This is a genomic window from Micromonospora sp. USAFONa4 (assembly GCF_057197825.1).
Window position 1 is genome coordinate 4,875,147 of the sequence record NZ_CM170072.1, and the last position, 22,160, is coordinate 4,897,306.

The window sequence follows — 22,160 nt, forward strand, 5'->3', positions numbered from 1 at the left end:
AACGTCCCGACACCAGACGTTCACACTGATCGGGCGGAGGCCCGCCGGCCTCAGATGTGCCGAGCCGGGCGGGCGGGTGGGGCCGGGGCGCCGCAGCGCGGCCCGAGGGATCGATTAACCGGTTAAGGTGGACCGGCGCCTACGGCTCCTGCCGTCGCCCCGGCCGGGAGGCCGACGGGCGGGGCGCCCGGTTCGGCGCGGTCCGGCTCAGCCCGCGCGCGGCGGGGCCGTGCTGCCCCGGGGCGTGAGGTGGGCGGTCCCGTCCTGCACCTGCCGGGCCGGCGCGCCGCCGATCACCGCCAGCAGCTCCCGGGCGGCGTGCGCGCCGTACGCCGGGATGTCCCGGCCGAGCGCGGTCAGCGGCGGGTGCACCAGCTGGCAGAGCGGCGAGTCGTCCCAGGCCACGATGGACACCTCACCCGGCACGGCGAGGCCCATCTCCTGGGCCACCGACAGTCCCGCTATCGCCATCACGTCGTTGTCGTAGATCACGGCGGTGGGGCGGCCGGCCGAGCTGAGCAGCCGCCGGGTGGCGCGCGCCCCCTCCTCGCCGGTGTAGTCCGACGGCACGGTGACCGCGTCGGCCAGTCCGAGCCGGCGGCACACCTGGGTGAACGCCTCGGTGCGGATCTCGGTGTGCAGCAGGGCGGGCAGGCCGCCGACGCGGGCGATCCGGCGGTGGCCGAGGGCGACCAGGTACTCCACGGTCTCCACCAGCGCCGCCGCGTCGTCGGACCAGACGCTGGCCAGCCCGCCGGTGCCGCCCGGGCCGCCGATCACCACCGCGGGCAGGCCCAGCTCCTCCAGCACCGGCACCCGGCGGTCGTCGGCGCGCAGGTCGCAGACGAGGACGCCGTCGACGCGGCGCTCACCCCACCACCGGCGGTAGACCGCGACCTCCGCCTCCTGGTCGGCCACCATCTGGAGGGTGAGCGCGTACGACCGGGCGGAGAGCTCGGCCTCGACGCCGCTGATCAGCTCCATGAAGAACGGCTCGATGCCGAGCGTGCGGGCGGGGCGGCAGAGGGCGAGGCCGACCGCGTCGGCGGTGGCTCCGGAGAGGGAGCGGGCGGCGCGGCTCGGGTTGAAGCCGATCTCGGCGGCGATGGCGAGGATCCGCTGCCGGGTGGCCTCGGAGACCCCGGGCTGGCCGTTCAGCGCGTAGGAGACCGCCCCCTTGGACACCCCGGCGCGCCGGGCGACGTCGGCGATCGTGGGCCGCTTCACCGGCGTACTCCTCCACTCTCCCGCCCGGGCGGGTGTCACCACGAGGCCGGGGCGACCGGCGGCGGTCCACGCTACTGCACCGGCCCCGGAGCGGCCGGCACGACCGGTGCACGGCGTCGGGCCTGTCGCCGGCTTTCCCGGTTAAGTGATCTGGTGCGGATCGGCTCGGTCCCGGACCGCGCCGCGAGACCGCGTACCGCCTCATTGCAGGAACGCCTCCACCTCCCATGATCGCGCTCCCATGGCAGGTGCAGATTACCGCGAGACACCGATCGTGACTGCCCGTTGACAGCGTCGAAACCGCCCCGTACGGTGGCGGAACTTATCCGGTTCAGTCAACGACTCTCGATGTCGGGAGCGTTCCCATCTGGCGCGGAGGATGACATGAGACGGTCCTTGACGCACTGGGCCAGGACGGCCGCCGTCGGCGCGGTCAGCCTGGTCATGGTCGCGGCGTGCAGCGGCAACAGCGGAGGTGACGGCGACTCCCAGGCGGGCGGCCAGGTCACCCTGAAAATCAACTTCTGGGGCGACTTCGGGCTCGACGAGCTCAAGGCGAAGTACGAGGCCGCCAACCCGAACGTCAAGATCAGCCTGAACACCGGCGAGTACAACGCCCAGCACGAGGACCTGCAGAAGAAGCTCGTCGCCGGCTCCGGCGCGCCGGACATCGCCGCCGTCGACGAGGGCTTCGTCGTCCAGTTCCGCGGCCAGGCCGACAAGTTCGTCAACCTGCTCGACAAGGGCGCCGGCACGTACGAGCAGAAGTACCTGCCGTGGAAGTGGAAGCAGACCCTGACGCCCGACGGCAAGACCCAGATCGGCCTCGGCACCGACGTGGGCGGCCTGGCCATGTGCTACCGCACCGACCTGTTCAAGGCCGCCGGCCTGCCCACCGGGCGCGACCAGGTCTCCGCGCTCTGGCCCACCTGGGACAAGTTCATCGAGGTCGGCCAGCAGTACACGGCCAAGAGCGGCAAGAAGTTCATCGACGCCGGCACCAACGTCTTCAACCCCGTCCTCGGGCAGCAGCCGGTCGGCTTCTACGACGAGAGCGAGGCGCTCAGGATGGACGGCGGCCCGAAGGTCGCCTTCGACGTGGCGGCCCGGACCATCGCCGCGGACCTCTCGGCCAACCTCACCGCGTTCTCCCCCGAGTGGAACAGCGGCTTCGTCAAGGGCAACTTCGCCGTGCTCGCCTGCCCGGCCTGGATGCAGGGGCACATCAAGAACACCGCCCCCGGCACCAGCGGCAAGTGGGACGTGGCCGCGATCCCCGGCGGGGGCGGCAACTGGGGCGGCTCGTTCCTCACCATCCCCAAGCAGGGCAGGAACGTCGACGAGGCGTACAAGTTCGTCGAGTGGCTGATCCAGCCCGAGCAGCAGATCGAGATCTTCAAGAAGGTCGGCAACCTGCCGTCCCAGCCGGCGCTCTACCAGGACCCGGCGATCAGGGACTTCACCAACCCCTTCTTCAACAACGCCCCGGTGGGGCAGATCTTCTCCAAGACGGCGGAGAGCCTGACCCCGCAGTACCTCGGCAAGCGCAACGGCCCGACCCGGGTGGCGGTGGAGAACGTCCTCAACCGGCTGGCCACCGGAAACCTGAAGGGCAAGCCCGACCAGGCGTGGACCGAGGCGGTCAAGGAAGCCGAGAAGGCCGCCAGGTCCTGACCGCCCGCCGGTCGGGGCGGGGTTCGTGCCGCGCCCCGACCGGCCCTCCCTTCGGTGCCTGGAGGTGCCCCGATGTCCACCACCCGCGCCGCCCCCACGGCGCCCCGGCCCGGCCAGGAGCCCGGCGCGACGGCCGCACGCCGGGGCCGCCGACCAGAGCCGGGCGGCTGGCGTACCCGGTTGTACCGCTTCGACGTGCGCTACGTGCCGTACCTGCTGATCGCCCCGTTCTTCCTGCTCTTCGCCGTCTTCGGGCTCTTCCCGATCGTCTTCAACGGCGTCGTCGCCCTGCGCCACTGGCGGCTCGACGACCCGACGCTCACCGGCTGGGCCGGGCTGGAGAACTTCCGCCGCCTGTTCACCGACGACGACTTCTTCAACGCGCTCTCCAACACCTTCGGCATCTTCCTGCTCTCCACCGTGCCGCAGCTGCTGCTGGCGCTGATCGTCGCGTCGCTGCTGAACCGGAAGCTGCGGGCCCAGACCTGGTTCCGGGTCGGGGTGCTGCTGCCGTACATCACCCCGGTGACGGCCTCCACGCTGATCTTCTCCGTGGTCTTCGCCCGGGACACCGGCATCGCCAACTGGGCGCTGTCGCTGCTCGGCATCGGCGAGACCGAGCCGATCGACTGGCGGTCCGCGAAGTGGTCCTCGTGGATCGCCATCGCCACCATGGTCAACTGGAAGTGGATCGGCTACAACGCGCTGCTCTACCTGGCCGCCATGCAGTCCATCCCGCGCGACGTCTACGAGGCCGCCGCCGTCGACGGGGCCGGGCCGTGGCGCCAACTGTGGCGGATCACCGTGCCGATGATCCGGCCCGTGGTCATCTTCACCGTCGTGCTCTCCACCATCGGCGGCCTGCAACTGTTCACCGAGCCGATGCTCTTCGACGCCAACCCGGCCCTGGGCCTCGGCGGCGACGACGGGCAGTGGCAGACCGTCGCGCAGCTCATCTACAAGGTCGGCTGGCGGGACCTGAACCTCGGCTACGCCGCCGCCATGTCCTGGGCCCTCTTCCTGGTCATCCTGCTCGTCGCGGCGATCAACGCCCTGATCACGCACCGTCTCGGGGGTGGGAAGAAATGAGTGCCTCGAACCCCCGGCGGGGGGCGCTGATGGGTCGGGCGCCGCAGCACATGCCCGGCACCGTCTGGACCTACCTGTTCCTGAGCGTCGTGATCGCGTTCTCGGCGTTTCCGCTCTACTGGATGTTCGTCATCGCCACGAACACCGACGAGGCGCTGGCGAAGATCCCGCCGCAGGTGCTGCCCGGCGGTCAGCTCGTCACGAACCTGCGGGAGGTCTTCTCCATGCAGGACGTGTTCTTCCTCCAGTCGCTCGGCAACAGCGTGATCGTGTCGTCGGTGGTGACTGCGTCGGTGCTCTTCTTCTGCTCGCTGGCCGGCTTCGCGTTCGCCAAGCTGCGCTTCAAGGGCCGGAACGCGCTGATGGTGATGGTCGTCCTGACCATGACGGTGCCCAACCAGCTCGGCGTCGTCGCCCTCTACATCCTGATGGGCCGGATGCCCGGCGAGGGCGGCTGGAACGGCACCCTCCTCGCGGTGATCGTGCCCGGCCTGGTCACCGCGTTCGGCGTCTTCTACATGCGGCAGTTCATCCTCGACGCGGTCCCCGACGAGCTGGTGGAGGCCGCGCGGATGGACGGCGCGAGCACCATGCGGATCTTCTGGAGCGTGGTGGTGCCGGCGGTCCGGCCCGCCATGGCGGTGCTCGGCCTGCTGACCTTCGTCGCTACCTGGAACGAGTTCCAGTGGCCGCTGATCACCCTCGGCGGCACCGACTACCCGACCTCGATGGTCGCCCTCTCCGACCTCGCCAGCGGCAACTACGTGCTGTACCGGCGGGTGCTCGCCGGCGCCCTGGTCGCCACCCTCCCGCTGCTGGTGATGCTCTTCGTCGGCGGCCGTCAGATCGTCCGCGGAATCATGGAAGGTGCGGTGAAGTCGTGACCCGGCAAGCGTTGCACGAGGGCTGGACCCTGCGGGCGGTCGAGGGGCCGCAGGTGCCGGCCGGGATCGCCGGCCGTGCCGTGCCGGCCACCGTTCCCGGCTGCGTGCACACCGACCTGCTGGCCGCCGGCCTGATTCCCGACCCCTACCTGGACGACAACGAGAAGCAGCTCGCCTGGATCGGCCGCACCGACTGGGTCTACGAGACCACCTTCGCCCGCTGGCCGGGCGGCGACGAGCGGGTCGACCTGGTCTGCGCCGGCCTCGACACCGTCGCCACGCTCACCCTCAACGGCGCCGAGGTCGGCCGCGCCGAGAACATGCACCGCGGCCACCGCTTCGACGTCCGGTCGCGGCTGGTCGCCGGGTCCAACACCCTGGTCGTACGCTTCGACTCCGCCTACCGCTACGCCGAGGCGCAGCGGGACCGGCTCGGGGACCGGCCGAACGCCTACCCGGAGCCGTTCCCGTTCATCCGCAAGATGGCCTGCAACTTCGGCTGGGACTGGGGACCGACCCTGGTCACCGCCGGCATCTGGCAGGAGATCGGGCTGCACGCCTGGTCCACGGCGCGGCTGGCCGTCGTGCGTCCCCTGGTGACCGTCGAGGCCGGCGACGGCCGGGTGGAGCTGCACGTCGAGGTCGAGCGGGCCGGGGACGCGCCGCTCACCGTGCGGGCGACCGTGGCCGGCGCGGCGGCCGAGGCGACGATCCCGGCGGGGGAGCGCGCGGCCGTGCTGACCCTCACCGTCCGCGACCCGGCGCTCTGGTGGCCCAGGGGGCACGGCGACCAGCCGCTGCACCCGCTGGAGGTGACCCTGCACGACGCCGACGACCACCCGCTCGACACCTGGTCGCGGCGGATCGGCTTCCGCTCCGTACTCCTCGACACCACCCCTGACGCGCACGGCACCCCGTTCGCCCTGCACGTCAACGACACCCCGGTCTTCGTCCGGGGGATCAACTGGATCCCCGACGACGCCTTCCCCACCCGGATCACCCGGGACCGGTTGGCGCACCGGTTCCGGCAGGCCGCCGACGCGAACGTCAACCTGCTGCGCGTCTGGGGCGGCGGCCGGTACGAGTCGGACGACTTCTACGACCTCGCCGACGAACTGGGCCTGCTCGTGCAGCAGGACTTCCTCTTCGCCTGCGCCGCCTACCCGGAGGAGGAACCGCTGGGCGCCGAGGTGGCCGCCGAGGCCGCCGAGCAGGTGGTCCGGCTCGCGCCGCACCCGTCGCTGGTGCTCTGGACCGGCAACAACGAGAACATCTGGGGCTGGCACGACTGGGACTGGCAGGAGCCCCTCGCGGGGCGCACCTGGGGACGCGGCTACTACCTGGAGCTGCTGCCCCGGATCGTCGGCGGGCTGGACCCGACGCGGCCGTACTGGCCGGGCAGCCCGTGGTCCGGCAGCGAGGAGATCCACCCCAACGACCCGGCGCACGGCACCACGCACATCTGGGACGTCTGGAACACCGACGACTACACGAAGTACCGCGAGTACGTGCCGCGCTTCGTCGCCGAGTTCGGCTACCAGGCCCCGCCCGCGTACGCGACGCTGCGCCGGGCACTCTCGGACGAACCCCTCGCACCCGACTCGCCCGGCATGGCGCACCACCAGAAGGCGATCGACGGCGACGCCAAGCTCCGGCGCGGGCTCGACGCACACCTGCCCGCCCCGGCGGACTTCGACGACTGGCACTGGCTGACCCAGCTCAACCAGGCGCGCGCGATCCAGCTCGCCGTCGAGCACTTCCGCTCCCACCGGGACGTCTGCGCGGGCACGATCGTCTGGCAGCTCAACGACTGCTGGCCGGTGACCTCGTGGTCGGCCGTCGACGGCGACGGCCGCCGCAAGCCCCTGTGGTACGCGCTGCGCCGGGCGTACGCCGACCGGCTGCTGACCGTCCAGCCCCGCGAGGGCGGCTTGGCCCTGGTCGCGGTCAACGACGGGGCGACCCCGTGGCGGGCGACCGCCTCGGTGACCCGGCTGACCCTGGCCGGCGAGCCCCGGGCGAAGACCACGCTGGAGCTGGACGTCCCCGCGTACGCCAAGCTGGAGCTGGCGCTGCCGGCGGAGCTGGCGCGGCCGGACGAGGTCCGCCGCGAGTTGCTGGTGGCCGAGGCGGGCGGGACGGCGGAACGGGCGCTGTGGTTCTTCGCCGAGGACCGCGACGCCGACTGGCCGGCGGCCGGCTACGACGCCTCGGTGGAGCCCGTCGATGGCGGCCAGCGGGTCCGGGTCACCGCCCGCACGGTCCTGCGGGACGTGTCGATCTTCCCGGACCGCCTCGACCCAACGGCCGAGGCCGACGAGGCGCTGGTCACCCTCCTGCCCGGGGAGTCGGCCACGTTCACGGTGCGCGCGGCCGCGCCGCTGGACCCGGCGGCCCTGACCGCCCGCCCCGTCCTGCGCTGCGTCAACGACCTCGCCGACTGACCCGGCGCCGGTGCGCACGACGGAGATCTTGGCAAGATCCGGCCCCCGGAGGGGCCGTTCCGTACCAAGATCCTCGTCGTGCGCACCCCCGGGGCAGGCGGCCCGGTGGCTGGGGAAGGATCTACCACGAGCGGAGGAACGGCCGGGGACGGGAGCCGACCCGCCGGAGGTCGCACCATCCACAGGGAGAGCCATGATCGCGGAGCACATTCGTGACGCGTCGGCCACGGCGGTCGTGTTCGGTTTCTTCGCGTCCGGCTGGTTCGGCTGGGCGCAGGAGGCGCCACCCCGGCGGTGGCCACCGTTCCTCGGCGCCGGTTCGGTGCTCTCGTTGCTCACCGCGGTCGCGGGCGGCATCCTGACCTGGCGGCGTTGGTCCGACCCGACGGCCTTCGACGCCGACACCAGCCGGGCCTTCGGAGTGGTCGTGGGCATCGAGTTCGGCGTCGCGGCACTGGGTGCCGGGCTGCTCGCCCTGCGGCGCCGACGGGACCTGATCCCGGTCTGGGTCGCCCTCGTGGTGGGCCTGCACCTGTTCCCGGTCGCGGCGCTGATCGACTATCCGCTGGTCCACGTGGTCGCCGCTCTGGTGACGGCGGCGGCGCTGGCGGCGGTCCCGGTGGCCCGGGCCCGCGCCGTCGCGGTGAGCGCGGTGGTCGGTCTCGGCGTGGGCGCGGTGCTGCTCGCCGCCGCCATGTCGTCGCTGGTCATCGCCCTGGTCGCGTACTGAGGCGGGCGGCACCTGCCGCACGTGAAGCGGCGGCCGGGCCGTCTGACGCTCACTCCGGCCCGCAGCGGTGGCCGCCCTTGCCGACCGCTGCCGCCCCGGATGGGGCGGGGCCGATACTGTGAGTTGAAGATTTTTGCAAGTGCTAAAGTTGGCAACCGGATGTGGGTCGCGTGACGGAGGCTGACGTGTCGGTACCGCTCTACCAGGCGAAGGCGGAGCTGTTCCGCACCCTCGGCCACCCGGTGCGGATCCGGGTGCTGGAACTGCTCCAGGACGGGCCGAAGCCGGTCCGCGACCTGCTGGCGGCGATCGACGTGGAGGCGTCCAACCTGTCCCAGCAGCTCGCGGTGCTGCGCCGGGCCGGCATGGTCACCTCCAGCCGCGACGGCGCCCTTGTCGTCTACGCCCTCAGCACCCCGGACGTGGCGGACCTGCTGGCCGCCGGCCGCCGCATCCTCGGCGCCGTCCTCACCGACCGCGACGCGCTGTTGGACCAGCTTCGGGCCGACGGGCGGGACCGGTGAGCACACTGTCGGTGCGTGACCGGTTCGTCGGGCTGCTGCCACCACGCGCCGACTGGCTGGCGGTGCGCCGCGCGCCCCGGCGCGACCTGCTCGCCGGGCTGACCGTGGCCGTGGTGGCGCTGCCGCTGGCCCTGGCCTTCGGCGTCACCTCCGGGCTCGGGGCCCAGGCCGGGCTGGTGACGGCGGTGGTGGCCGGCGCCGTCGCCGCCGTCTTCGGCGGCTCCCAACTCCAGGTCTCCGGGCCGACCGGGGCGATGACCGTGGTGCTGGTGCCGGTGGTCCAGCAGTTCGGCCCCACCGGGGTGCTGATGGTCGGGGTACTGGCCGGGCTGGTGCTGATCGCACTGGCCCTCGCCCGCCTCGGCCGGTACGTCCACTACCTGCCCGTCCCCGTGATCGAGGGGTTCACCGCCGGCATCGCGGTGGTCATCGCCCTGCAACAGGTGCCGGCCGCGCTCGGGGTCACCGATGCGCACGGCGACCGCGTCTGGACCGTCGCCGCCGACGCGGTCGTCCGGTTCGTCGCGGATCCACGGCCGGTCCCTGTCGCGGTGGCCCTCGGCGTGGCGGCGATGATGCTGCTCGGTGCCCGATGGCGTCCCGGTTTGCCGTTCTCGCTGCTCGGGGTGGCCGCCGCGACCGTACTGGCCGAGACCGCTCCGGTCGAACTGGTCCGCATCGGCACCCTGCCCGCCGGCCTGCCCGCGCCCTCGCTGGGCTTTCTCGACCTCGACGCCGTCGGGGTCCTGCTGCCCTCCGCCCTCGCGGTCGCGGCGCTGGCCGCGTTGGAGAGCCTGCTCTCCGCCACCGTGGCCGACCAGATGACCGTGGGCCAGCGCCACGACCCCGATCGCGAACTCTTCGGCCAAGGGCTGGCCAACCTCGCCGCCCCCGTGTTCGGCGGGATCCCGGCCACCGCCGCCATCGCCCGTACGGCGGTGAACGTGCGCGCCGGCGCGAGTTCGAAGCTGGCCTCGCTCACCCACGCCGTCGCCCTCGCCGGGATCGTGCTGGCGGCCGCACCCCTGGTGGGCCGGATCCCGCTTGCCGCGCTGGCCGGTGTCCTACTGGCCACCACGGTCCGGATGGTCGAGGCCGGTTCTCTGTGGGCGCTGGCCCGCGCCACCCGGGGCGACGCCCTCGTGCTGGTGCTCACCTTCGCGGTCACGGTGGCGCTGGACCTGGTCACTGCCGTGGCGGTCGGGGTGGGCGTGGCGATCGTGATCGCGCTGCGCGCGGTGGCCCGCACGGCCCGCGTGGAACAGGTTCCCCTCGACCCCGGCGAGCACAGCGCCGAGGAAAAGGCCCTGCTCGCCGACCACATCGTGGCCTACCGGCTGGACGGCCCGCTCTTCTTCGCCGCCGCGCACAGTTTCCTGCTCCAACTCTCCGCCGTGGCCGACGTACGCGTGGTCATCCTGCGGATGTCCCGGGTGAGCACCCTCGACGCGACCGGCGCGCAGGTGCTCGGCGACGCCATCCTCCGGCTCCAGGAACGCGGCATCACCGTGCTGCTCTCCGGCATCGCCCCCGGCCACGACCAGGTGTTGGCCACTCTCGGCGTCGCCGGTCAGCTGCGCCGCGACGGTCTGGTCTTCCCCGACACCCCGGCCGCGATCCGGTACGCCCGTACCGTCGTGCTGTCCGGCAGAGGAGGATCGGCGGGTGACGCCGCTCAGCAGGCTGCCAGGGCCGGGTGAGCGGCGTCGTAGCATCGGCGCTGCTCGCCGCTACCAGACGATGACGTCGAAGGTGAGCGTCCTTCCTGGTTCGTAGCGCTTGACGGTCAGCCACGCCCACCGCTTCTCGGTCGTCTGCACACAGAACGACTGGCCTGTGCGGACTTGTGTGCTGCCGATGTCCTTCTGCCGGACGGTGGACGTCTCGCAGGCGATCTGGGACGGCGCCCCGTCGATCACGACAACGTCACCGGGGGTCCGTACCGGTCTTGACCCGCCGCGCAGATGCAGGTCCCCGCCCTGGTCGAGCCCGTAACCGGACCGGACATTCCAGTTCGTGGCCGCGGAGTCCAGGTCGAGAGAGTAGTTCACGGAGAGGGCGACGCCGGTTTCGGTGCGGCTCGGTGACTGCGGGCCGACAGAGGTCGGGCTCACGGTGCTGCTCGGAGCGGGGGCGTCGGTCGGGTCGGTGGGACGGCCGGTCGGCGTCGCCGGGGAGGTCGGCGCCGAGGTGGGGGACGTCGGGACAGCGCTGGTCGGTCGGTCGTCGGGGGTGGGGGTCGCCGCGACCGTCGTGGGTTTACCCGTACTCCGGCCCACGATGCGGTCGGTGGCCGCGCCGGTCACCGCCGACAGGACCACCAGGATCATCACCACCACGGTGGCGAGTACGGGGCGGCGTTGCATCCAGAGCCACCCCAGTGCCCAGCAGGCCGCGGCGAGCCCGGCGAGCCCGACCGCCACCACGGCCCAGGCGCCGGCGCTGGTCAGCCACTGCATGACACCCGCCACCGCGCCCACGACGCCGGCGACCGTCGACACCAGCACGACCCGTCTGTCCGAAGGCGGCCGACTCGGCTGGTTCATCGCGCCCGCCCGGGTCGCTGACCGGCGCTGGGGCGAAGATGAGAGGACATGCTTTCATTCGACGCCGTACTCCTTTGTGGAGCCAGAGAGTGTTGTCCATCCGACAGCGCACCCACTTGTCCGTCCTCGTAGCCGACGAAGGGTTGGCGCGCTTCTGCTGCGGTTCGACGAGGTCGAGGAACGTCGTGGCTCCGTGCCTGCCGGCCCGGGGAATGTCGTCGTCGATTCCGCACATGATGGTGGCTTGCGGGGATGAATTGGCCGTCGGGCTCGGGCTGATGCAGCTGCCACCCTGTCCCCACCGGCCCCCTATCCCACCGCACCGATCTTGGTAGGAAAGCGCCCCGGGAGGGGCCGTTTCCTACCAAGATCTGCGCCCGGGCCCCGGCAGGGGCCGGACGAGCGGCTACTCCGGGACGCGGCGGTAGGCGCCGTCGCTGGCCGAGGTGGCCATCGAGGCGTACGCGCGCAGCGCCGCGGACACCGGCCGCTGCCGGTCGACCGGCGTGTACGGCTTGTCGCGCTTCTCCTGCGCGATGCGCCGGGCCTCCAGCACGTCGGGGGCCACGTTCAGCTCGATCGAGCGGCCCGGGATGTCGATGACGATCTCGTCGCCGGACTCGACGAGGGCGATCAGCCCGCCGGAGGCCGCCTCCGGGGAGACGTGCCCGACGGAGAGCCCGGAGGTGCCGCCGGAGAAGCGGCCGTCGGTGAGCAGCGCGCAGGAGCGGCCCAGCCCCCGGCCCTTGAGGAACGAGGTGGGGTAGAGCATCTCCTGCATGCCGGGGCCGCCCTTCGGGCCCTCGTAGCGGATCACCACCACGTCGCCGGCGACGATCCGCCTGTTGAGGATCGCCTCGACGGCGTCGTCCTGGGACTCGTAGACCTTGGCCGGGCCGCGGAAGGTCAGGCACTCCTCGGGCACCCCGGCGGTCTTGACCACGCAGCCGTCCGGCGCGAGGTTGCCGTGCAGGATCGCCAGCCCGCCGTCGGCGCTGTAGGCGTGCGCGAGGTCCCGCACGCAGCCCCCGGCGGCGTCGGTGTCCAGCGACGACCAGCGGTTGGTGGTGGAGAACGGCTCGACGGTGCGCACCCCGCCCGGGGCGGCGTGGAACAGCTCGACCGCCTCCGGCGTCGGCGAACCGCCCCGGACGTCCCAGTCGGCGAGCCAGCGCTCCAGGTTGGGGGAGTGCACCGCGTGCACGTCCCGGTGCAGCAGGCCGGCCCGGTCCAGTTCGCCGAGGATGGCCGGGATGCCGCCGGCCCGGTGCACGTCCTCCATGTGGTAGTTCGGGGAGTTCGGGGCGACCTTGGCCAGGCAGGGCACCCGGCGGGAGACGGCGTCGATGTCGGCGACGCCGAAGTCCAGCTCGGCCTCGCGGGCGGCGGCGAGCAGGTGCAGGATCGTGTTGGTCGAGCCGCCCATCGCCACGTCGAGCGCGACGGCGTTCTCGAACGCGGCCCGGCTGGCGACCGCGCGGGGCAGTACGGAGGCGTCGTCGTCGTCGTACCACCGCTTGGCGATCTCCACGGCGGTGCGGCCGGCCTCGACGAAGAGCGACCGGCGCGCGGCGTGGGTCGCCAGCGTCGAGCCGTTGCCCGGCAGCGCCAGGCCGATCGCCTCGGTGAGGCAGTTCATCGAGTTGGCGGTGAACATGCCCGAGCAGGAGCCGCAGGTCGGGCAGGCCGACCGCTCGATCTCGCCGAGCTGGTCGTCGGTGACGGCCTCGTTGGAAGAGGCGATCATCGCGTCGATCAGGTCGATCTTGGAGTGCACGACGCCCTCGATCGCCACGGTCTTGCCGGCCTCCATCGGCCCGCCGGAGACGAAGACGGCCGGGATGTTCAGCCGCAGGGCGGCCAGCAGCATGCCGGGGGTGATCTTGTCGCAGTTCGAGATGCAGACCAGGGCGTCGGCGCAGTGCGCGTTGACCATGTACTCCACCGCGTCGGCGATCAGCTCCCGGCTGGGCAGGGAGTAGAGCATGCCGCCGTGGCCCATGGCGATGCCGTCGTCCACGGCGATCGTGTTGAACTCGCGGCCCACCCCGCCGGCCTCCGCCACCGCCTCGGCGACCAGCCCGCCCATGTCCTTGAGGTGCACGTGACCGGGTACGAACTGGGTGAAGCTGTTGGCGATGGCGACGATCGGCTTGCCGAAGTCGTCGTCGGTCATCCCGGTGGCCCGCCAGAGGGCCCGGGCGCCGGCCATCGTCCGGCCGTGCGTGGAGGTCTTCGACCGCAGCTCAGGCATGCCCACAAGTGTTACACCGCCGCCGGCACGCCCAGTCGCCGTGCGCGACGTGTCCCAAAGGTTGCACACCCGGGCCCCCACGCCGCGCACGCATCCGGCACAGTTGGGACGTGCAGTTCCCCCCGGGCATGGTCGCGGTCGCGGTGCTGTGCGGGCTGGTCGCCGCGGCGGCCACCGCGCTGTCTGCCGTCGGCGTCCGGCGCGGCGCCGGGCCGCACCGGCAGGCGTACGCGCTGCTCGCCGCCGCGTCCGGGACGGCGCTGGTCACCCTGCTGGTCGGGGTGGCCGTGGCGCTCGCCACCGCCGGGCACGCGGGGCACACCCCGGACGGGCACACCGGCTGGGCCGGCGTCGTGTCGATCGGCACGGCGATCAGCGGGCTGCTCTTCTCCGCCGGGCTGCTCCGGCTGCCCGGCGTGGCCGCCACGGCGGCGACCACCGTCCGGCTGGCGCTCGACGGCCTGGTGATGGCGACGGCGTTCTGGTTCGTCGGCTGGGTGGTCTTCTCCGAGCCCACCCGGCTGCTCGGCGACGCCACCCCGGTGGCCTGCGTGCCGATCCTGCTCGCCACGGTCAGCGCGGCCCTGACCGCCGGGCTCGCCCTCATCGTGGCCCTGCGCGCCCCGCCGCCGCGCGGTCGCGCCGCCTGGGTCGGCGCCGGGGCCACCGCCGTGACCTGCGGCGGGCTCGGCATCGCCACCGGTCTCTGCCAAGCCGGGCCGGGCATGGCGCTGGTCGGGGCGGGAGTGCTCGCCGCCGGCCTGGTCGCCGCCGCGTCGGCCGCCCGCCGCCCGGACGCGGCGGACCGGCCGCCGCCCGACCTGATCCGCCGCGACGGCGCGTACGCGTTCGTGCCGATGTTCGCCATGGCCGCCTCGGCGATGTACCACCTGCTCCAGGACGGCCGGTTCGACGCGCTCGGCATCGTCGCCGGCAGCGTGGAGGGCTTCGCCCTGGTGACCCGGCAGTACCTCACGCTGCACGACGTGCGCGGCTACGCCCGGCGGCTGGCCGAGCGGGAGGCGCACTTCCGCGAGCTGGCACACACCGACCAGCTCACCGCGCTGGCCAACCGGCGGGGGCTGTTGCAGGCGCTGCACCGGTGCGCCGAGGCCGGCGCCCCCTGCGTGCTGCTCGGGCTCGACCTCGACGGCTTCAAGCACGTCAACGACATGCGCGGGCACGACGTGGGCGACGCGGTGCTGGCCGAGGTCGGCGAGCGGCTGCGCGCCAACCTGCGCCCCGGCGACGTGGCGGCCCGGCTCGGCGGCGACGAGTTCGCGGTGCTGATGCACGGCCAGCCCGCCGACGCGGACCGGGTCGCCGAGCGCCTGCTCGGCGTGCTCGGGCGCGCCTACGACCAGCCGGAGGGGCCGGTCTTCCTGTCGGTGAGCATCGGGGTGGCCGGCTGGACGGGCGAGCCCGACGTGGAGCTGCTGCTGCGCCACGCCGACCTGGCGCTGCGCTACGCCAAGCAGCGCGGCAAGAACCGGATCGAGCGCTACGACGCCGCGTACGACCAGCTGCTGCGCCGGCGTACCACGCTGGAGCACGAGCTGCGCGGCGCGATCGAGCGCGACGAACTGCGCCTGGTGTTCCAGCCGGTCGCCTCGCTGCCCTCGGTGCGCCCGGTCGGCGCGGAGGCGCTGCTGCGCTGGCGGCACCCGGTGCTGGGCAAGGTCGGCCCGGACGAGTTCATCCCGCTGGCGGAGGAGTGCGGGATGATCGCCAAGCTGGGGGCCTGGGTGCTGCACCAGGCGTGCCACCAGCTCTCCCGCTGGCTGGCCGACGGCCACGACGTCTGGGTCTCGGTCAACGTGTCCCCCCGCGAGCTGCACGCCCCGGAGTACGTGGTCCAGGTCGCCGAGGCGCTGCGCGCCCACCGGGTACCGCCGCAGCGGTTGGTGCTGGAGGTCACCGAGCACGCCGTCGCGACGGACCTGGACGAGCTGATCCGGCGGCTGACGGCGCTGCGGCTGACGGGTGTCCGGATCGCGCTGGACGACTTCGGCGCCGGGTACTCCTCGCTGGGCCAGCTGCGCCGCCTGCCGATCGACATTCTCAAGATCGACCACGGGCTGGTCGCGGAGCACGAGCCGGTGCGGCCGGTGGGCCGGGACGGCCCGGCGTTCGCGCCGATGGTCGACATCGTCATGCGCCTCGGCCACCAGCTCGGGCTGGAGGTCATCGCCGAGGGGGTGACCACGCCGACGGAGCTGGCCGCCGTGGTCGCCGCCGGCTGCCGGTTCGGCCAGGGGGCGCTCTTCGGCTGGGGCGTGCCGGCCGAGCACCTGGAGGCGATGCTGGAGGCTGCCACGTCCCCCGGCGCCCGCCCGGCCCCGACGCCCGCCCCGGCCGGCCCGCCCGCCGCCCCGCCGCCCCGGCGGCTGCCGACGCTGCCCGCCCCGCGCCCCTCCGGGCCGGGGTCCGCGCAGGTGGAGCAGGGTTCCTAGCGCCCCGGACGGGTGAAACCCGGCGGTCCGTGAACCAACATGTGGGATCAGTTGACTCATCGCGTGAGATGCGTCAGGCTTGCCGCATGTCGTCGTACCGGTCGCTGCGAGTACTTACCTGAGCGCACTCTCCACGTCGAGAGTGCGCTGGCCCCGTGCAACCTGCACGAGGGCTTTTTTGTTGCCGTCGGACCCATCGACGCCGGGCGTCGCCCGCGTCACCCGCTCGAACAGCCGCACCCACTCCAGCCGAAGGCCTGAACCGCCATGACGAGACCCACGCCAGAGACACTCGCCCACTCCGCCCGGCGGGCCCGCACGGTCGCCGAGCCCGCGAGCGACGCCGAGCACGCCGGCACCGCCCGCACCGCGGCCACCCCGGCCGTCCCGGGGGTACGCACACCCGCTCCGGCCCAGGTCAGCGGCGCCGGTTCGCTCGTGCGGTCCCTCGAGGCGCTCGGCGTCGACGTCGTCTTCGGCATCCCGGGCGGCGCCATCCTGCCGGCGTACGACCCGCTCTACGACTCCACCGTCCGGCACATCCTGGTCCGCCACGAGCAGGGCGCCGGGCACGCGGCGACGGGCTACGCCCAGGCGACCGGCCGGGTGGGGGTCTGCATGGCCACCTCCGGTCCCGGCGCGACGAACCTGGTCACCCCGATCGCCGACGCGTACATGGACTCGGTGCCGATCGTCGCCATCACCGGTCAGGTCGCGCGGCCCTCGATCGGCACGGACGCCTTCCAGGAGGCGGACATCCAGGGCATCACCCTGCCGGTCACCAAGCACAACTTCCTGGTGCAGGAGGCCGAGGAGATCCCCCGGGTGCTGGCTGAGGCGTTCCACCTGGCCGCCACCGGCCGGCCCGGGCCGGTCCTGGTCGACATCCCCAAGGACGTCCTCCAGGCGCCCACCACCTTCACCTGGCCGCCGACGCTGGACCTGCCCGGCTACCGCCCGACCCTGCACCCGCACGGCAAGCAGATCCGCGAGGCGGCCCGGCTGATGGCCACCGCCCGGCGCCCGGTGCTCTACGTCGGTGGCGGCGTGCTGAAGGCCGGCGCCACGGAGGGGCTGCGCCGGCTGGCCGAGCTGACCGGGATCCCGGTGGTCACCACGCTGATGGCCCTCGGCGCGTTCCCCGACTCGCACCAGCAGCACCTGGGCATGCCCGGCATGCACGGCACGGTCTCCGCGGTCTACGGCCTGCAGAAGGCCGACCTGATCGTGGCCCTGGGCGCCCGCTTCGACGACCGGGTCACCGGCAAGCTGGACTCGTTCGCCCCGGACGCGGCGGTGGTGCACGCCGACATCGACCCGGCCGAGATCGGCAAGAACCGGCACGCGGACGTCCCGATCGTCGGCGACGCCCGGCACGTCATCGACGAGCTGATCGCGGCGGTGACCAACGAGCAGGCGGCCGGTCGGCGGGCGGATCTCGCCGACTGGTGGACCCAGCTCGACGACCTGCGCAAGCGGTACCCGCTGGGCTACGAGGAGCCGGCCGACGGCACCCTCTCCCCGCAGTACGTGATCAAGCGGCTCGGCGAGCTGGTCGGCCCGGACGCGATCTACGTCGCGGGGGTCGGCCAGCACCAGATGTGGGCCTCGCAGTTCATCTCCTACGAGAAGCCGTACACCTGGTTGAACTCCGGCGGCCTCGGCACGATGGGCTACGCGGTGCCGGCGGCGATGGGCGCCAAGGTCGGCAAGCCCGACACGGTGGTGTGGGCGATCGACGGCGACGGCTGCTTCCAGATGACCAACCAGGAGCTGGCCACCTGCGCGCTGGAGGGCATCCCGGTCAAGATCGCCGTCATCAACAACGGCAACCTCGGCATGGTGCGGCAGTGGCAGACCCTGTTCTACGGGGAGCGCTACTCCAACACCGACCTCGGCACCCACAAGCACCGCATCCCCGACTTCCTGAAGCTCGCCGAGGCGCTCGGCTGCGTGGGCCTGCGCTGCGAGAACGCCGAGGACGTCGACAAGACCATCGCCGCCGCGATGGCGATCGACGACGCCCCGGTGGTCATCGACTTCGTCGTCGGCAAGGACGCCATGGTGTGGCCGATGGTCGCCGCCGGCACCAGCAACGACGAGATCATGTTCGCCCGGGGCGTCCGCCCGGCCTTCGACGAGGATGACATCTGATGACCATGCACACCCTGAGCGTCCTGGTGGAGAACAAGCCGGGCGTCCTGGCCCGGGTCTCCGGGCTGTTCTCCCGGCGCGGCTTCAACATCGACAGTCTCGCCGTCGGGGAGACCGAGAACCCGGACGTCTCGCGGATCACCATCGTGGTCAACGCCGAGTCGTCCCCGCTGGAGCAGGTCACCAAGCAGCTCAACAAGCTGGTCAACGTGCTCAAGATCGTCGAGCTCGACCCGCAGGTCTCGGTCGCCCGGGAGCTGCTCCTGGTCAAGGTGCGCGCCGACCGCGCGGCCCGGGCCCAGGTGCTGGAGACGGTGGGCCTGTTCCGGGCCCGGGTGGTCGACGTGGCGCCGGACACGCTGACCATCGAGGCCACCGGCACCCCGGACAAGCTCGACGCGCTGCTGCGCGACCTCGAACCGTTCGGGATCAAGGAGATGGTCCAGTCCGGGCTGGTGGCGATCGGGCGCGGCTCGCGCTCGATCACCGCCGGACCCTCGCTCCGGGCCGCCTGACCCCGATCCGGCCGGCGCCCCGCGCCGGCCGGGACCGCCCGACCAGTGCCGGCGCGTGGCGCCGCCTGGGACCGACACCGCACAGATCCACGACGGGCCGCCCGGGCCGCCGTACGAAAGGGAAATCATGAGCGTTGAGGTGTACTACGACGACGATGCCGACCTGGGCCTGATCCAGGGCCGCAAGGTGGCGGTGATCGGCTACGGCAGCCAGGGCCACGCCCACGCGCTGTCGCTGCGCGACTCCGGGGTCGACGTGGTGATCGGTCTGCCGGAGGCCTCCAAGAGCCGGGCCAAGGCCGAGGAGCAGGGCCTGCGGGTGCTCACGCCGGCCGACGCGGCGGCCGAGGCCGACGTCATCATGATCCTCGCGCCGGACACCGCCCAGCGCAGCATCTACGCCGAGTCGATCGCGCCGAACCTGGCCCCGGGCAAGGCGCTCTTCTTCGGCCACGGCTTCAACATCCGCTACGGCCTGATCAAGCCGCCGGCCGACGTCGACGTGGCGATGGTCGCGCCGAAGGGCCCCGGCCACCTGGTCCGCCGCCAGTACGCCGACGGCAAGGGCGTGCCCTGCCTGGTCGCCGTCGAGCAGGACGCCAGCGGCAGCGCCCTCGCGCTGGCCCTGTCGTACGCCAAGGGCATCGGCGGCACCCGGGCCGGCGTCATCCGGACCACCTTCACCGAGGAGACCGAGACCGACCTCTTCGGCGAGCAGGCGGTGCTCTGCGGCGGCGCGGCGGCGCTCGTGCAGACCGGCTTCGAGGTGCTCACCGAGGCGGGCTACGCCCCCGAGGTGGCCTACTTCGAGTGCCTGCACGAGCTGAAGCTGATCGTCGACCTCATGTACGAGGGCGGCATCGCGAAGATGCGCTACAGCATCTCCGACACGGCCGAGTACGGCGACCTCTCCCGCGGCCCGCGCGTCATCGACGCCCGGGTCAAGGAGGAGATGCGCAAGATCCTCAGCGAGGTCCAGTCCGGCGAGTTCGCCCGGGAGTGGGTGGCCGAGGACGAGGCCGGCCGGCCCAACTTCAGCAAGTGGCAGGCCGAGGGCGCGGCGCACCCGATCGAGGAGACCGGCAGCAAGCTGCGCGGCATGATGAGCTGGGTCGACCGCCCGATCACCGAGACCGCCTGACGCACACCCCCGGCGGCCCGGCCCGGGCGCTCTCCCCGGCGCCCGGTCCGGGCCGCTGCCTGTGCGTACCGCCACGCCGCGCGTCGTTCACCGGCGCGTCGTCACCCGTTGTGAGGGCACTCACCCCGTAGTCCGGGACATGCCGGCCGGCCGGCCCCCTACGATCGCGGGGTAGGTGCGTAGCCGGCACCTGACGGCCATGGCCCGGATCAGCGCAGGGCGCAGCGCGGCGTCCCGCAGCCCGGCCCACCTCTGACGACAACTACGAGGACCAATGACTCCTGTCGTACTGATCGCCGAAGAACTCGCCCCCGCCGCCATCGAGGTGCTCGCCCACGACTTCGACGTCCGTCATGTCGACGGCACCGACCGTCCGGCCCTGCTCTCGGCGCTCTCCGAGGCCGACGCCGTCATCGTGCGCAGTGCCACCCAGATCGACGCCGAGGCGATCGCCGCCGCGCCCCGGCTGAAGGTCGTCGCCCGGGCGGGCGTGGGTCTGGACAACGTCGAGGTGCCGGCCGCCACCGCGCGGGGCGTCATGGTCGTCAACGCCCCCACCTCCAACATCGTCTCCGCCGCCGAGCAGGCCCTCGCGCTGCTGCTCGCGGTGGCCCGCAACACCGCCAGCGCCAGCGCCGCGCTGAAGGCGGGGGAGTGGAAGCGGTCGAAGTACACCGGCGTCGAGATCCAGGGCAAGACCGTCGGCGTGGTCGGCCTCGGCCGCATCGGCGTGCTCTTCGCCCAGCGGATCGCCGCCTTCGGCACCCGGCTGATCGCGTACGACCCCTACATCCAGCCGGCCCGCGCGGCCCAGCTCGGCGTCCGCCTGGTGGGCCTGGAGGAGCTGCTGCGGGAGAGCGACTTCATCTCGATCCACCTGCCGAAGACCCCGGAGACCGTGGGCCTGATCGGCGAGAAGGAGCTGGCCGTCGTCAAGCCCGGCGTCCGGATCGTCAACGCCGCCCGGGGCGGGCTCGTCGACGAGCAGGCCCTGGCCGACGCGATCGCCGAGGGCCGGGTCGCCGGCGCGGGCGTGGACGTCTACGCCAAGGAGCCCTGCACCTCCTCGCCGCTGTTCGCGTTCGACAACGTGGTCGCCACCCCGCACCTGGGCGCCTCCACCGGTGAGGCGCAGGACAAGGCCGGCCTGGCCGTGGCCAAGAGCGTGAAGCTGGCGTTGCAGGGCGAGTTCGTGCCGGACGCCGTGAACGTGCAGGCCGGCGGCGTGGTCGCCGAGGACGTACGCCCGCTGCTGCCGCTGGCCGAGAAGCTCGGCCGGGCCTTCACCGCCGTCGCGGGCGGGGTGGCCGCCAGCGTCACCGTCGAGGTGCGCGGCGAGATCGTCAACCACGACGTGTCGGTGCTGAAGCTCGCCGCCACCAAGGGGCTGTTCAGCTCGGTGGTCGAGGAGCAGGTCACCTACGTCAACGCGCCGCACCTGGCCGCCGAGCGCGGTGTCGAGGTCACGCTGGTCGCCCAGTCCGACTCGGCCGACCACCCCAACCTGGTCACCGTCCGTGGCGCGCTGCCCGACGGCCGTACGGTCAGCGTCTCCGGCACGGTGACCACCGCCGGCGGCCGCGACGTTCTCAAGCTCACCGAGGTCGACGGCTTCGACGTGGAGATCGGCGCGGAGGGCATCCTGGTCTTCCTGCGCTACGTCGACCGCCCGGGCGTGGTCGGCACGGTCGGGACGCTGCTCGGCGAGGCCGGCGTCAACATCGCGGCGATGCAGGTTGCCCGCCGCGAGGCCGGCGGCGAGACCCTGATGACCCTCACGGTCGACCAGGCGCTCGGCGCGGACCTGCTCACCTCGGCGGCGGAGTCGATCGGCGCGGTCGCGGCCAGCGCGGCGGACCTGCGCGACGAGTGACCTGAGCGTGCGACAGCGGGGGCCCGGCGATCCGCCGGGCCCCTCGTCGTGTCCGGGGAGCGGTCAGCCGGGCAGGCGGGCCGGCGGCGGGTAGACCGAGCCGTCCTGCGCGTCGAAGAGCATCAGGTCGTACGCGCCGGCCAGCCGTTCGATGTCGAGCAGCACCTGGTCCTCGCAGGTCGGGTGCAGGTTCAGCTCCACGTGGTCGCTGGCCGCGTGCAGCGGTGCCACCGCCCACGGGGTGCCGGGGCCGGCCGGCCGGTCCGGGTAGCTGCCGGTGATGGCGCGGTAGAACGCCACCACCCGCGGGTCCGGGTACCGGTCGACGTGCTGTCCCTGCCGGCACCGCAGCACCGCCGCCCGCACGTCCTCGGGTGTCGCCCCGTCCGCCAGGGCCCACACGCTCAGGTCGAAACTCACGGCGGACAGCGTGCCATCCGACGATCCCCGCGTCGAAATCGGCCCGCCGCCCCGGATCGGCACGCTCCAGTCACGACGGTCCGCTGTGGAGACCCTTGCGTTGAGTTGCGTCGATTCGCTAGCGTATCTGTGCGGTCACTGGCCGAGCTCGCGGCGTGGGCCCGTCTTCGGGTGACGAGGTCGACGTCCGGCCGACCGGCCCGCACCCCTCGATTGCGCGAGCCACGCGCAC

At 72.8% G+C, this 22,160-nt stretch carries 16 protein-coding genes; 12 read left to right on the top strand and 4 right to left on the bottom strand.

The features are described from left to right. Positions 1-207: 207 nt before the first annotated feature. Positions 208-1,227: a LacI family DNA-binding transcriptional regulator gene (locus AC0OO9_RS21470; RefSeq protein ID WP_421457710.1), complete on the bottom strand. Its 1,020-nt coding sequence runs from the start codon at positions 1,225-1,227 to the stop codon at positions 208-210. 384 nt (positions 1,228-1,611) lie between these two features. On the opposite strand from AC0OO9_RS21470, the gene AC0OO9_RS21475 reads away from it, so the two are divergent. From AC0OO9_RS21475 to AC0OO9_RS21505, 7 genes are all read left to right on the top strand, one after another. After that, on the top strand, positions 1,612-2,901 hold the full coding sequence (locus AC0OO9_RS21475) for an ABC transporter substrate-binding protein (protein WP_484511920.1): 1,290 nt from the start codon (positions 1,612-1,614) through the stop codon (positions 2,899-2,901). Between the two features lie 72 nt (positions 2,902-2,973). Next, positions 2,974-3,990 (top strand): carbohydrate ABC transporter permease, encoded by a 1,017-nt coding sequence (locus AC0OO9_RS21480; RefSeq protein ID WP_484511922.1) that lies wholly within the window; start codon positions 2,974-2,976, stop codon positions 3,988-3,990. Further along, entirely contained in the window at positions 3,987-4,874 is an 888-nt protein-coding gene (locus AC0OO9_RS21485) for a carbohydrate ABC transporter permease (RefSeq protein ID WP_484511924.1), read from the top strand. Before AC0OO9_RS21480 ends, AC0OO9_RS21485 begins: the two co-directional genes overlap by 4 nt. After that, positions 4,871-7,318 carry a glycoside hydrolase family 2 protein gene (locus AC0OO9_RS21490; RefSeq protein WP_484511926.1) on the top strand — a complete coding sequence of 816 codons (2,448 nt, stop codon included), beginning with the start codon at positions 4,871-4,873 and terminating at the stop codon, positions 7,316-7,318. Before AC0OO9_RS21485 ends, AC0OO9_RS21490 begins: the two co-directional genes overlap by 4 nt. A 193-nt stretch (positions 7,319-7,511) precedes the next feature. Then, positions 7,512-8,048, top strand: coding sequence for a hypothetical protein (locus AC0OO9_RS21495; protein WP_132232542.1), 537 nt, complete (start codon positions 7,512-7,514; stop codon positions 8,046-8,048). A gap of 185 nt (positions 8,049-8,233) precedes the next feature. Then, entirely contained in the window at positions 8,234-8,572 is a 339-nt protein-coding gene (locus AC0OO9_RS21500; protein WP_311411009.1) for an ArsR/SmtB family transcription factor, read from the top strand. After that, on the top strand, positions 8,569-10,272 hold the full coding sequence (locus tag AC0OO9_RS21505; protein ID WP_484511929.1) for a SulP family inorganic anion transporter: 1,704 nt from the start codon (positions 8,569-8,571) through the stop codon (positions 10,270-10,272). Before AC0OO9_RS21500 ends, AC0OO9_RS21505 begins: the two co-directional genes overlap by 4 nt. Positions 10,273-10,302: 30 nt before the next feature. On the opposite strand, the gene AC0OO9_RS21510 is transcribed toward AC0OO9_RS21505, so the two are convergent. Beyond that, entirely contained in the window at positions 10,303-11,079 is a 777-nt protein-coding gene (locus AC0OO9_RS21510; RefSeq protein ID WP_132232548.1) for a hypothetical protein, read from the bottom strand. A 445-nt stretch (positions 11,080-11,524) separates the two neighbouring features. Further along, the gene (ilvD, locus tag AC0OO9_RS21515; protein ID WP_484511931.1) at positions 11,525-13,372 is read right to left on the bottom strand and encodes a dihydroxy-acid dehydratase; all 1,848 of its coding nucleotides are present in this window, start codon (positions 13,370-13,372) and stop codon (positions 11,525-11,527) included. Between the two features lie 110 nt (positions 13,373-13,482). Here ilvD and AC0OO9_RS21520 point away from each other — a divergent pair, with 110 nt between their 5' ends. From AC0OO9_RS21520 to serA, 5 genes are all read left to right on the top strand, one after another. Then, positions 13,483-15,825 (top strand): putative bifunctional diguanylate cyclase/phosphodiesterase, encoded by a 2,343-nt coding sequence (locus tag AC0OO9_RS21520; protein ID WP_484511933.1) that lies wholly within the window; start codon positions 13,483-13,485, stop codon positions 15,823-15,825. 267 nt (positions 15,826-16,092) lie between these two features. Beyond that, positions 16,093-17,979, top strand: coding sequence for an acetolactate synthase large subunit (locus AC0OO9_RS21525; protein ID WP_484511935.1), 1,887 nt, complete (start codon positions 16,093-16,095; stop codon positions 17,977-17,979). Beyond that, the gene (gene ilvN, locus AC0OO9_RS21530) at positions 17,979-18,494 is read left to right on the top strand and encodes an acetolactate synthase small subunit (RefSeq protein ID WP_089001623.1); all 516 of its coding nucleotides are present in this window, start codon (positions 17,979-17,981) and stop codon (positions 18,492-18,494) included. The genes AC0OO9_RS21525 and ilvN overlap by 1 nt, the downstream gene beginning before the upstream one ends. A gap of 127 nt (positions 18,495-18,621) precedes the next feature. Continuing rightward, entirely contained in the window at positions 18,622-19,635 is a 1,014-nt protein-coding gene (ilvC, locus tag AC0OO9_RS21535; RefSeq protein WP_151455720.1) for a ketol-acid reductoisomerase, read from the top strand. Between the two features lie 274 nt (positions 19,636-19,909). After that, on the top strand, positions 19,910-21,508 hold the full coding sequence (gene serA, locus AC0OO9_RS21540) for a phosphoglycerate dehydrogenase (RefSeq protein ID WP_421457717.1): 1,599 nt from the start codon (positions 19,910-19,912) through the stop codon (positions 21,506-21,508). 63 nt (positions 21,509-21,571) lie between these two features. Here the strand turns inward: serA and AC0OO9_RS21545 are convergent, their stop codons facing one another. Then, a complete protein-coding gene (locus tag AC0OO9_RS21545) occupies positions 21,572-21,928 on the bottom strand; it encodes a hypothetical protein (protein WP_121396167.1) in 357 nt (118 codons plus the stop codon). Positions 21,929-22,160: the final 232 nt, after the last annotated feature.

Bases quoted from the DNA above. Each gene is read 5' to 3' on its own strand.
- AC0OO9_RS21475 (WP_484511920.1), top strand. From the start codon at position 1,612: ATGAGACGGTCCTTGACGCACTGGGCCAGGACGGCCGCCGTCGGCGCG.
- AC0OO9_RS21480 (WP_484511922.1), top strand. From the start codon at position 2,974: ATGTCCACCACCCGCGCCGCCCCCACGGCGCCCCGGCCCGGCCAGGAG.
- AC0OO9_RS21485 (WP_484511924.1), top strand. From the start codon at position 3,987: ATGAGTGCCTCGAACCCCCGGCGGGGGGCGCTGATGGGTCGGGCGCCG.
- AC0OO9_RS21495 (WP_132232542.1), top strand. From the start codon at position 7,512: ATGATCGCGGAGCACATTCGTGACGCGTCGGCCACGGCGGTCGTGTTC.
- ilvD (WP_484511931.1), bottom strand. From the start codon at position 13,372: ATGCCTGAGCTGCGGTCGAAGACCTCCACGCACGGCCGGACGATGGCC.
- AC0OO9_RS21525 (WP_484511935.1), top strand. From the start codon at position 16,093: ATGACGAGACCCACGCCAGAGACACTCGCCCACTCCGCCCGGCGGGCC.
- ilvN (WP_089001623.1), top strand. From the start codon at position 17,979: ATGACCATGCACACCCTGAGCGTCCTGGTGGAGAACAAGCCGGGCGTC.
- ilvC (WP_151455720.1), top strand. From the start codon at position 18,622: ATGAGCGTTGAGGTGTACTACGACGACGATGCCGACCTGGGCCTGATC.
- serA (WP_421457717.1), top strand. From the start codon at position 19,910: ATGACTCCTGTCGTACTGATCGCCGAAGAACTCGCCCCCGCCGCCATC.